Origin of the sequence: Streptomyces sp. GC420, from assembly GCF_009916105.1 — a bacterium.
Taxonomy (GTDB): Bacteria; Actinomycetota; Actinomycetes; order Streptomycetales; family Streptomycetaceae; genus Streptomyces.
Window position 1 is genome coordinate 1 of record NZ_JAAAXQ010000291.1, and the last position, 10,867, is coordinate 10,867.

The following is a 10,867-nucleotide window of genomic DNA, read 5'->3' on the forward strand; positions in this document are numbered from 1 at the left end:
CCGCAGGAGGAGCTCCCCCCGCAGGACGAGCCGCCGCCGCTGTCGCTGCCGGCCCACCAGCCGGACCCGCCGTCCCCGCTCCGGCTCCGGCTCCGGCGGCGCGAGCCACCACTCCTTCCGCCGGCGTTGCCCAACACCAACAGGCCCATGACGAGCACCAGCGCGATCGCCGCCACCACCACGAATCCCATCAGTCCTCACTCCCCTTTCGTCCCCCGCAGTGAGGCCGTTCGCATGGCTCTCTCTCGCGTGGGGAGGAGATGCCCCAGGCGTTCTCGCGTCAAAGCAGAGTTGAGGAAGTCCAGAGGTTCGGCGCAGGATGGCCGGCATGGAACAAGCCCAGCGGAGCGAGCGGCCTCTTCTCAATCGGCGTCTCGCCGAATTCGGCACGACGATCTTCGCCGAAATGTCGGCGCTCGCCGTGCGTACAGGTTCGATCAATCTCGGTCAGGGGTTTCCCGACACCGACGGCCCGGCCGAGATCGTCGAGGCCGCCGTGCGGGCGCTGCGCGAGGGCCGCGGCAACCAGTACCCGCCGGGGCCCGGCGTCCCCGAGCTGCGTACGGCGATCGCCGAACACCAGCAGCGGCGCTACGGGCTGTCGTACGACCCCGACACCGAGGTCCTGGTGACGGCGGGCGCCACCGAGGCGATCGCCGCCTCGCTGCTGGCCCTGCTGGAGCCGGGCGACGAGGTCGTCGCCCTCGAGCCGTACTACGACTCGTACGCCGCCTGCATCGCCATGGCGGGCGCCACCCGCGTGCCCGTCACGCTGCGCCCGGGTGAGGGCTCGTTCCGCCTCGACCTGGACGAGCTGCGCGCGGCCGTCACCGACCGCACCCGGCTGATCCTGCTCAACACCCCGCACAACCCGACCGGCACCGTGCTGACCCGCGAGGAACTGTCCGCCGTCGCGGAACTCGCCTGCGAACGCGGGCTGCTGGTGGTCACGGACGAGGTGTACGAGCACCTGGTCTTCGACGAGGCCGAGCACATCCCGCTCGCCACCTTCCCGGGGATGCGGGAGCGGACCGTCACCATCGGCTCGGCGGGCAAGACCTACTCGTTCACGGGCTGGAAGGTCGGCTGGGTGACCGCCTCCCCGGAGCTGACCAGCGCCGTCCGCTCGGCCAAGCAGTACCTGACGTACGTCTCCGCCGGCCCCTTCCAGTACGCGGTCGCGGAGGCGCTGCGCCTGCCCGACAGCTACTACGACGGCTTCCGCGCCGACATGCGGGCCAGGCGCGAACTGCTCGCGGGCGGCCTGGAGGAGGCGGGCTTCAAGGTCTTCCGCCCGGCGGGCACCTACTTCATCACCACCGACATCCGCCCGCTCGGCGAGACCGACGGCTTCGCCTTCTGCCGCGCCCTGCCCGAGCGGTGCGGGGTGGTGGCCATCCCCAACGCGGTCTTCTACGACCACCGCGAACAGGGCGCACCCTTCGTACGATTCGCGTTCTGCAAGCGGACAGGCGTACTGGAGGAGGCCGCCTCCCGCCTCAAGACACTGGGCGCATAGGGCCCTGGGCCGTTGGCCTATTCGGTGTCCTTCGGGTGTCGCGGAGAGGCGTACACCAGGATCACGGTCGAGGTATCCGGGCCGACCAGGTAGCGGACCCGGCCGCCGCTGGTGATCTCGTACTCCCACTGCTCCAGCTCGGCGCGTGAACACGGAGTGGCCTGGGTGACCGCCTCGCCGGAGCTGACCGGCTCGTCCGCTCGGCCAGGCAGTACCTGACGTACGTCTCCGCCGGCCCCACCGCCTGCGGGGCCGGACATGGCGAAGCCCGGCCCCGCACCGCCCACCGTGTCGGTCGTCGGTGGTCTGCGCGCGGACCGGGCTTTCGTCGCGTGTCCGAGGACTACTCCTCGTCGTCGCCGGGCTCCTCGCCGCCCTCGATCTCCTGCTCGAGGCCGAGCTGCTCGACGAGCCACCGGTCGAACTCGATCGACGCGCGCACCCAGCTCACCGTGGAGGACACGAAGTGCTCCAGGCCGACGCCGGTGCCGATCAGCATCTGCGCCTCGCCGATGAGACGGACGGTGCCGTCGTCGTGGGTGTGGCTGTAGACCTTGGGCCACAGGGTGCGGCGGTTCCAGTCGTCGAGCGCCTCCAGCAGCTGGGGCTTCTCGTCGATCTTGTGCGGGCGGTCGTAGAAAGTGCGGACCGAGAAGATCTGCGTCTCGGGCTGCCCCTCCTCACCACGGAACATGAAGTACGTACGGAACTGCTCCCACGGCGCCGCGAGGTCTCCCTCGTCGTCGACGACGTACTTCAGCTCCATCTGGTCGAGAAGCTGCTTGACCAGATCCTGGTCGGGGACGACGGGGCCCGCCGGTCCTGAGGCCTGCTGAGGATTGGGCTGGCCCCCGAAATTCGGAATCGAGGACGGGTCGATGCTCACCGTGTACTTCCCTTCGTACGCTTCTTGCCATCCTCCCCCATCCCGGCCCCGGCATGGCAACCCCGCCCGGGGCGATCCGCCGAAGGCTGACAGGATCCGGGCCATCGGCAGGCCGCCCGGACGGGCTCCCGGACCATGGGACTGCGGTGACGGGCCCGGGCGCGGCTCGCGTGTCCCGGTGCCGGGGTTCGCCCAGGGCACATTCCGCGAGGGCGCGGCACGGTCCCGTCGGGTGGGATGTCCGCCGGACTCCCGGAAGAGCCCGCGGACTCGGGCACGGACGCACGGACTCCCGGAAAAGCCCGCGGACTCGGGCACGGACGGACTCCCGGAAGAGCCCGCGGACTCGGGCACGGACGGACTCCCGGAAGGACCCGCGGACTCAGGCACGGACGCACGGACGCACGGACGGACACGAGGCCGGGCCCCGCTCAGGATGCCGCGCGCCGGGGTCCGGGAATGGCCGAAGACCGCCCCTTCCCCCTGCGCTGCTCCCGGGCCGGACACGGACCGTCCGGACACGGGCGGGCCCGCCGCCCCGGTGGGAGCGGCGGGCCCGGACCGCCGCGGCCTGCCCGCGGCGGGTCACTTCGCGGCGCGCCCCACGCTCAGGCCGTCCCCGGACGTGTCCACGAGGACCGTGTCGCCGTCCTTGATCTCGCCTGCGAGGATCTCCCGGGCCAGCCGGTCGCCGATCGCTGTCTGGACCAGGCGGCGCAGCGGCCGGGCTCCGTAGGCCGGGTCGTTGCCCTCGACCGCGAGCCAGTCCAGGGCCGCCGGCGTCACCTCGAGGGTCAGCCGGCGCTCGGCCAGGCGCTTGCCGAGGCGTTCGATCTGCAGGGCGGCGATCCTGCGCAGCTCCTCCTTGGTCAGGGCGGAGAAGACCACCAGGTCGTCCAGCCGGTTGAGGAACTCCGGCTTGAAGGAGGTGCGGACCACTTCGAGGACGCGTTCCTTCTTCTCCTCCTCCGTGGCGGTCAGGTCGACCAGGAACTGGCTGCCCAGGTTGGAGGTCAGGACCAGGATGGTGTTGCGGAAGTCGACCGTCCGGCCCTGCCCGTCCGTGAGCCGTCCGTCGTCCAGGACCTGGAGCAGGATGTCGAAGACCTCGGGGTGGGCCTTCTCCACCTCGTCCAGCAGGATCACGGAGTACGGGCGGCGGCGCACCGCCTCGGTGAGCTGGCCGCCCTCCTCGTAGCCGACATAGCCGGGAGGCGCCCCGACCAGGCGTGCCACGGAGTGCTTCTCGCCGTACTCGCTCATGTCGATGCGGACCATGGCCCGCTCGTCGTCGAAGAGGAAGTCCGCGAGCGCCTTCGCCAGCTCGGTCTTTCCGACACCGGTCGGGCCGAGGAAGAGGAAGGAGCCGGTGGGACGGTCCGGGTCGGCGATTCCGGCCCGGGTGCGCCGCACCGCGTCGGAAACGGCGCGGACGGCCTCGGACTGGCCGATCAGCCGCTTGCCGATCTCCTCCTCCATGCGCAGCAGCTTCTGCGTCTCGCCCTCCAGCAGCCGGCCCGCGGGGATGCCGGTCCAGGAGGCGACGACGTCGGCGATGTCGTCAGGGCCGACCTCCTCCTTGACCATGGTGTCCCTGGCGGCCTCCTGCTCGGCCTCGCTGGCCTCCTCCAGCTCCCGTTCCAGCGCCGGGATCTCGCCGTACAGCAGCTTGGAGGCGGTGTCGAAGTCGCCGTCGCGCTGGGCGCGCTCGGCCTGCCCGCGCAGGTCGTCGAGCCGTTCCTTCAGCTCACCGACCCGGTTGAGGGACTGCTTCTCCTTCTCCCAGCGCGCGGTCAGCCCGCGCAGCTCCTCCTCCTTGTCGGCGAGGTCGCGGCGCAGCTTCTCCAGCCGCTGCTTGGAGGCCTCGTCCGTCTCCTTCACCAGGGCCAGTTCCTCCATCTTGAGGCGGTCCACCTGACGCTGGAGCTCGTCGATCTCCACGGGGGAGGAGTCGATCTCCATGCGCAGCCGGGACGCGGACTCGTCGACGAGGTCGATGGCCTTGTCGGGCAGGAAGCGGGAGGTGATGTAGCGGTCGGACAGGGTCGCGGCGGCCACCAGGGCGCTGTCGTTGATCTGCACCTTGTGGTGCGCCTCGTAGCGGCCCTTGAGGCCGCGGAGGATCGCGATGGTGTCCTCGACGGTCGGCTCGGCCACCAGCACCTGCTGGAAGCGCCGCTCGAGCGCCGGGTCCTTCTCGATCCGCTCGCGGTACTCGTCGAGCGTGGTGGCGCCGACCATGCGCAGCTCGCCGCGGGCCAGCATGGGCTTGAGCATGTTGCCCGCGTCCATCGAGGAGTCGCCGCCCGCGCCCGCGCCGACGACGGTGTGCAGCTCGTCGATGAAGGTGATGATCTGGCCTTCGCTGTCCTTGATCTCGGCCAGGACGGTCTTCAGCCGCTCCTCGAACTCACCGCGGTACTTCGCGCCGGCGACCATGGCGCCCAGGTCGAGCGCGACCAGCCGCTTGTTCTTCAGCGACTCGGGCACGTCGCCCTTGACGATGCGCTGCGCGAGCCCTTCGACGACGGCGGTCTTGCCGACGCCGGGCTCGCCGATGAGCACCGGGTTGTTCTTCGTACGGCGGGACAGGACCTGCACGACCCGGCGGATCTCGTGGTCACGGCCGATGACCGGGTCGAGCTTGCCCTCGCGGGCGGCGGCGGTGAAGTCGGTGCCGAACTTCTCCAGGGCCTTGTACTGCCCCTCGGGGTCGGGTGTGGTCACCCTGCGTCCTCCCCTGGACTTCTGGAAGGCGTCGAGCAGCTTCTGCGCGCTCGCGCCCTGGGTGGTGAGCAGCTCACCGGCCTGGCCGCCCTTGGCGGCAATCCCGATGAGCAGGTGTTCGGTGGAGAGGTACTCGTCACCGAGTTCCTTGGCGCGCGCCTCGGCGTCGGCGACGACGGCCAGCAGCTCGCGGTTGAGCTGCGGCGGGGCCACCGTCGAGCCGGCCACGCTGGGGAGCCCGGCGAGGATCCGCTCCGCCCCGGCGCGCACGGCGGCCTGGTCGGCCTCCGCGGCGGCCAGCAGGTCGGTGATGTTCTCGTTCTCCTGCCCCTCGAGCAGTGCCAGCAGCAGATGCGCGGGGGTCAGATCCGGGTGTCCGCCCTGCACGGCCCTGTTGCTGGCCGCATTGATGGCGTCCCGGCTCCTGTTGGTCAGCTCGGCGTCCACGTCCGGTCTCTCCTCCTCGCAGCCCAAACCCACAAACACTGAACTCTGACTCAGTCAGCGTACACAAAGTTGAGTCTATTCCACTCAAGGACATGTCGGTAGCGGATCCCGGTGCCTGGAGGGATAGGTTCCGGAGCATGCCCATCGACCCACCGCACACGTCGCCACCACCCCCGGCCCCGGAACTGCCGCCGCCCGCGTACCTCGGCTTCTGGCGGGAGAAACACCTCTGCACCCTGACCACCCTGCGCCCGGACGGCAGCCCGCACGTCGTCCCGGTGGGGGTCACGTACGAACCGGAGCGGGGCCTCGCGCGGATCATCACCAACAAGTCCAGCGCCAAGGTCCGCAACATCCTGGCCGCGAGCAACGGGAGCGGCGGGGCGCGCGTCGCCGTCTGCCAGGTCGACGGGCGCCGCTGGGCGACCCTGGAGGGGCACGCGCGTGTCCGCACGGAGGACGAGCCGGTCGCCGACGCCGTACGCCGCTACGCGGAGCGCTACGGACGCATGCCGAGACCGAACCCCGACCGGGTGCTCATCGAGATCACGGTGGACCGGACGCTGGGCAAGGCCTGAGAGGCCGGCGCACGGCCCGCGAGCGGAGGCGTCCGGCCGGGAGCCACGGCGTCCGCCCCCCGAGGCGATGGCGTCCGCCGCCGGGAAGGAGGCGTCCCGGCCCGGAACCGAGGCATCCGCCCCCGGCCGGAGCCGTCACGCCCGGCCCACCGGGCCCGGCCGGCCCCACGGCTCCCCCACGCCCGGCCGGACACGGGGAAAACGGCATATGCACGGACGGGGAACGGCCGGAAACCGACTGGCTCCAGAACACACAGCGGCGCCACCGTGTTCAGGTCCACGGTGGCGCCGCTGTGGGGGGAGCACCTTGAGCGATCTGTAACGACGGGGGAATCGCTCAGGCGCTGCGGGGGGTGGCGGTGATGGGGGTGTCCGCCGGGAGGTGATCCTCCCGCGCGAGGTTGACGAAGACCATGCCGTAACGGACGGCACAGCGGACCGGCTGGGGGGCTCCGCGGGGGCGGCGGAGGCACCGGAAGGCCCGTACGTCTTCGTCTTCGTCGCGCACCACGACGATCTGTTCTCCGAAAAGGGTGACGGTCAGCGAATCGCCACTGTGGGGGACGGCGGTGACGAGGTCGATGAAGTGCCACCCGGATCGGTAAGCGGTTTCCATCTCACGACGGAATCTGCGGTCGTCCGGCGGGACAGTCATGCTTCGACGGAGCCCCACGAGGGCTCACCGAGGACGTCAGCCGGCTCGGACCCCCACGAGGGCTCGTCGGCCGTCGCCGTGACGGCGGGTGCACTCCCCCACGAAGGCTCGCCGACAGCCTGCGACACGCTGACAGCCGCCGCCGCTATGGCTAGAGCGCAAAGCGTACGAAGCAACTTGGACATGGCCGGGTTCCACCTCTTCTGGTCCCTGAATCTCCCCCGCGCCATAGAACGATGTCTCACGGAAGCCTCTTCCACCAGCGGAGCCGTGCATCATGTTCCTGTATTTCAGGAGGCTGAGGGGGGTGCAGAAGTGGCGAATCGGGATAAACTCGAACACCCCCATTCCCACACAGAGCTGTGCGAGGAGGGGTCAAACCTCTACGCGAGCGCACTTCGCATGGGCCGGATAGCCCGTCACGAGGTGGAAAGCGCCCCCTGTCTGCTCGATCTGGCGCTGCTCCACCCGGACCCGGACGACGCCCAGTGGCTGCGCCCCGTTCCGCCCGTCACCGCTCTGACCCAACTCGTCAGTCCCATCGAACGCGAAATACAGGAGCGCAGGCGACTGACCCTCGCCCTGGCCGACGCCTTCGAGCCATTCATGGCCATCAGCGCCCAGGACCCGCAGACCACCCACGCCATCACGGTGCTCGAAGGGTTCCACCGCATCAACGCCACCCTGGACCGGGCCACGGCCGAATGCACCGACGAACTCCTCACCCTCCAGCCCGGCAGCGGCCGCACCCCCGATCTGCTGGAGGACGCGCTGCGCCGCATAGAGCCGCTGGTGTCGCGCGAGGTCCGCATGCGCACCCTGTACCAGCACACGGCACGGCACCACCCGTCCACACTCGCCTACGTGGAGCGAGTCGCCCCGTACGGCGTGGAGTTCCGCACCCTCGAGGAGACCATAGAGCGGCTCATCATCGTCGACCGGTCGGTGGCGTTCATACCCGCCAGGCGCGACCGCCAGGTGGCGCTGGAGCTGCGCCACCCGGGCCTGGTCGAGTATCTCGCCGGTGTCTTCGACCAGTTCTGGCGCCAGGCGGTCCCGTGGGACGACGAGGTCCCGTACGAGACCAGCCATGACGGCATATCAGGCGTCCAGCGCTCCATCGCCAAGCTCCTCGTCGAGGGCCATGTGGACGAGGCCATCGCGCGCCGCCTCGGCATGAACGTCCGCACCTGCCGGGCGCACATAGCGAAACTGGCCGCCGCGCTGGGCAGTGGCAGCCGCGCCCAACTCGGCTACCTCATCGCGCAGTCGGGCATGCTGGACCAGGACCGCTGACGCTCCGCGCAAGGCACCGCCCGGTCACCCCGCCCGGTCACCGGCACCGGTCCGGGCGGACGATGCCGGTGGCGATGTCCCAGAGCCGCTCGGCGTTCGCCCCGTCCAGCGCGTACGGGGCCACGCCGGGGACTCCGGGTTCCTCGGGCCGGACCTCGCCAACGGGTGCCTCCCCGACGTCCTCGAAGCAGCGACCGCCGATGCCTCCACCAGTGGGGAGCGGCCAGGAACACGGAGGTGGCGGCCCCCTGCCCGACCGCCTTCCGGAACGGTTCCGGGGTCTTCGGCCCGCCCGTGTGCCGCTGCAGGTTCGTGGCGACCGCTCCCGGGTGCAGGGGCGTTGCCCTGACCCCCCGGCCGGGCCAGCGGCGGTCGGCCTCGACGGCGAGGAGCACCCCGGCGGCCCTGGACTGCCCGTAGGCGGCGAGGGGGTCGTAGGGGCGGAACCGGACGTCGAGGTCGTCGAAGGCGACGGGGGAGAACAGGTGGCCGCTGGAGGACACCGAGACGATGCGCGCGCCTCCGGCGGCGGCAAGGGCGTCGTGCAGGCCGAGGGTCAGGGCGAAGTGCCCGAGGCAGTCGGTGGACGCGCCGCCGTCTGCCGCGGGCCGCGTCTTCCGCGGCGCGGGACCCGGCGGGATAGATGCCGCGGACCCCGGGCCGGCGGGCGCCGCATGGGGCGCGGGGCCGACGGGCACCGCACGGGGCCCACGTGGCGCCGGAGGGGTGGTGGCCGACATCACAGGGGGCGGAAACCGGCCACCGGGGGCCGACAGCCGGCCTGCGGGCGCCTCAAACGCCCCCAACTCACCTTACTCAAAAGGTAGTTGGGCGACACTCGCAAGACCGGACCCAAATTTGCATGCCAGATTCGCATTAAATATCGTGCAGGTATGCGACTGACGAAGTCCACCGACCTCGCGCTCCGCACGGTCATGACCCTCGCCTCCCACGAGGAGCCCTCGACCGCGCGGGACGTCGCCGAAGAGATCCGGGTCCCGTACTCGCATCTGGCGAAGGTCGTCGCGCGCCTGCAGCACCTCGGGGTCGTCGAGACCCGGCGGGGACGCGGGGGCGGTCTGGCCATCAGCGAGGCCGGACGGACGATGTCGGTCGGACGCCTGGCGAGGGAACTGGAGGGGGTCGGCGATGTCGTGGACTGCGAGGGCACCGAGAATCCTTGCCCGCTCGTCGCCGGATGCCGGCTGCGCTCGGCGCTGCGCCGCGCGCAGGAGGCCTTCTACGCGACGCTGGACCCCCTGACGATCACGGATCTCGTCGCCTCACCCACCGGGCCGCTGCTGATCGGCATGATCGGCGGCCCCGGGAGCGCCGGCCGCGGCACCGGCCCCAGCCCCGGATCTCCCGCCCCGTAACCGGAACCAGACCCACCGGCCACCAGACCCACCGGCCACGACTCCCATAACCCCCGCGAACCCCGACACCACCAGAGCCCGCCAGCGGGCCATGCCGTCACGCCCTTAAATACGCATCTCAGATGCAGATTCGGAGAGTCCGATGCTCAGCGAGAAGTCCGCCGAGACCGTCCGCGCCACGCTCCCCGCCGTCGGCGCGGCCATCGGCGACATCACCGCGCTGTTCTACCCGAAGATGTTCGCCGCCCACCCCGAACTGCTCCGGGACCTGTTCAACCGGGGCAACCAGGCGGCAGGGACCCAGCGGCAGGCGCTGGCCGGCTCCATCGCCGCCTTCGCCACCGCCCTCGTCGAGCACCCCGAGCAGCGTCCGGACGCGATGCTCGAGCGCATCGCGCACAAGCACGCCTCCCTCGGCGTCACCGCCCCGCAGTACCACATCGTGCACGAGCACCTGTTCGCCGCCATCGTCGAAGTCCTCGGCGACGCCGTGACCGAGGAGGTCGCCGCGGCCTGGGACGAGGTCTACTGGCTGATGGCGAACGCCCTGATCGCCATCGAGAACCGGCTGTACGCGCAGCACGGCGTCGTGCACGGCGACACCTGGCGCCCGTGGGAGGTGACCGAGCGGATCCAGGAGACCGCGGACGTCGTCACCTTCCGCCTGCGCCCCGCCGACGGCAAGCCGCTCCCCGCCGCCAAGCCCGGCCAGTACGTCTCCGTACGCGTCGAACTCCCCGACGGCGCCCGGCAGATCCGGCAGTACAGCCTCACCGGCTCCTTCGCCGAGAACGAGACCACCCGCTCCATCACCGTCAAGCGGGTGCTCCCCGGCGCGGACGGTCCCACGGACCCGGCGGGCGAGGTCTCCAACCGGCTCCACGACCACGTCCAGGTGGGCGACGTCCTCGACATCTCCGCCCCGTACGGCGACCTCGTCCTGCGCGACACGGACAAGCCGCTGCTCCTCGCCTCCGCCGGCATCGGCTGCACCCCGATCCTCGCCATGCTCGGCCACCTGGCCGAGACCGACCACCGCGGGCCCGTGACCGTCGTCCACGGTGACCGCTCGCCCGCCGACCACGCCCTGCGCACCGACCACCGCGCGCTCGCCGAGAAGCTCCAGAACGGCGCCGCCCACTTCTGGTACGAGCAGCCGGAGGGCTCCGCGCCCGTCGACCGCGCCGGCGTCGTGGACCTGAGCGCGATCGAGCTGCCCGCCACGGACCTGGAGGCGTACCTCTGCGGCCCGCTCCCCTTCATGCGCGAGGTGCGCGCCCAGCTGCTGGCGCTGGGTGTTCCGGCCTCCGCGATCCACTACGAGGTCTTCGGCCCGGACCTCTGGCTCGCGAGCTGACGCTCGCCGGGCACTGAGTGGGGGGC

At 71.1% G+C, this 10,867-nt stretch carries 10 protein-coding genes; 5 read left to right on the forward strand and 5 right to left on the reverse strand.

All coding sequences use genetic code 11. The features are described 5' to 3' along the window. Nucleotides 1–191 (reverse strand): hypothetical protein (locus GUY61_RS39305; RefSeq protein WP_208106547.1); only part of this gene is annotated, 191 nt, incomplete at its 3' end. 137 nt (nt 192–328) lie between these two features. Here GUY61_RS39305 and GUY61_RS28080 point away from each other — a divergent pair. Further along, a complete protein-coding gene (locus GUY61_RS28080) occupies nt 329–1,519 on the forward strand; it encodes a pyridoxal phosphate-dependent aminotransferase (protein WP_166633056.1) in 1,191 nt (396 codons plus the stop codon). 17 nt (nt 1,520–1,536) lie between these two features. On the opposite strand, the gene GUY61_RS28085 is transcribed toward GUY61_RS28080, so the two are convergent. The 3 genes from GUY61_RS28085 to clpB form a co-directional block, all read right to left on the reverse strand. Next, nucleotides 1,537–1,779, reverse strand: coding sequence for a hypothetical protein (locus GUY61_RS28085; protein ID WP_166633055.1), 243 nt, complete (start codon nt 1,777–1,779; stop codon nt 1,537–1,539). An 83-nt stretch (nt 1,780–1,862) separates the two neighbouring features. Then, complete coding sequence (locus tag GUY61_RS28090; protein WP_166633057.1) at nt 1,863–2,405, reverse strand: YbjN domain-containing protein; 543 nt, start codon at nt 2,403–2,405, stop codon at nt 1,863–1,865. Nucleotides 2,406–2,990: 585 nt separating this feature from the next. Then, on the reverse strand, nt 2,991–5,579 hold the full coding sequence (gene clpB, locus GUY61_RS28095) for an ATP-dependent chaperone ClpB (protein ID WP_166633058.1): 2,589 nt from the start codon (nt 5,577–5,579) through the stop codon (nt 2,991–2,993). 137 nt (nt 5,580–5,716) lie between these two features. On the opposite strand from clpB, the gene GUY61_RS28100 reads away from it, so the two are divergent. Beyond that, the gene (locus GUY61_RS28100; RefSeq protein WP_166633059.1) at nt 5,717–6,157 is read left to right on the forward strand and encodes a pyridoxamine 5'-phosphate oxidase family protein; all 441 of its coding nucleotides are present in this window, start codon (nt 5,717–5,719) and stop codon (nt 6,155–6,157) included. A 337-nt stretch (nt 6,158–6,494) separates the two neighbouring features. Here GUY61_RS28100 and GUY61_RS28105 read toward each other — a convergent pair whose 3' ends face one another. Next, on the reverse strand, nt 6,495–6,812 hold the full coding sequence (locus GUY61_RS28105; RefSeq protein WP_166633060.1) for a (2Fe-2S)-binding protein: 318 nt from the start codon (nt 6,810–6,812) through the stop codon (nt 6,495–6,497). Between the two features lie 315 nt (nt 6,813–7,127). On the opposite strand from GUY61_RS28105, the gene GUY61_RS28110 reads away from it, so the two are divergent. The 3 genes from GUY61_RS28110 to GUY61_RS28120 all read left to right on the forward strand — a co-directional run bounded on the left by GUY61_RS28110 (nt 7,128) and on the right by GUY61_RS28120 (nt 10,841). Then, a complete protein-coding gene (locus tag GUY61_RS28110; RefSeq protein WP_166633061.1) occupies nt 7,128–8,108 on the forward strand; it encodes a helix-turn-helix transcriptional regulator in 981 nt (326 codons plus the stop codon). Nucleotides 8,109–9,001: 893 nt separating this feature from the next. Further along, nucleotides 9,002–9,484, forward strand: a complete 483-nt coding sequence (locus GUY61_RS28115; RefSeq protein WP_166633062.1) for an Rrf2 family transcriptional regulator — start codon at nt 9,002–9,004, stop codon at nt 9,482–9,484. A 142-nt stretch (nt 9,485–9,626) separates the two neighbouring features. After that, on the forward strand, nt 9,627–10,841 hold the full coding sequence (locus GUY61_RS28120) for a globin domain-containing protein (RefSeq protein ID WP_166633063.1): 1,215 nt from the start codon (nt 9,627–9,629) through the stop codon (nt 10,839–10,841). Nucleotides 10,842–10,867 lie beyond the last annotated feature (26 nt).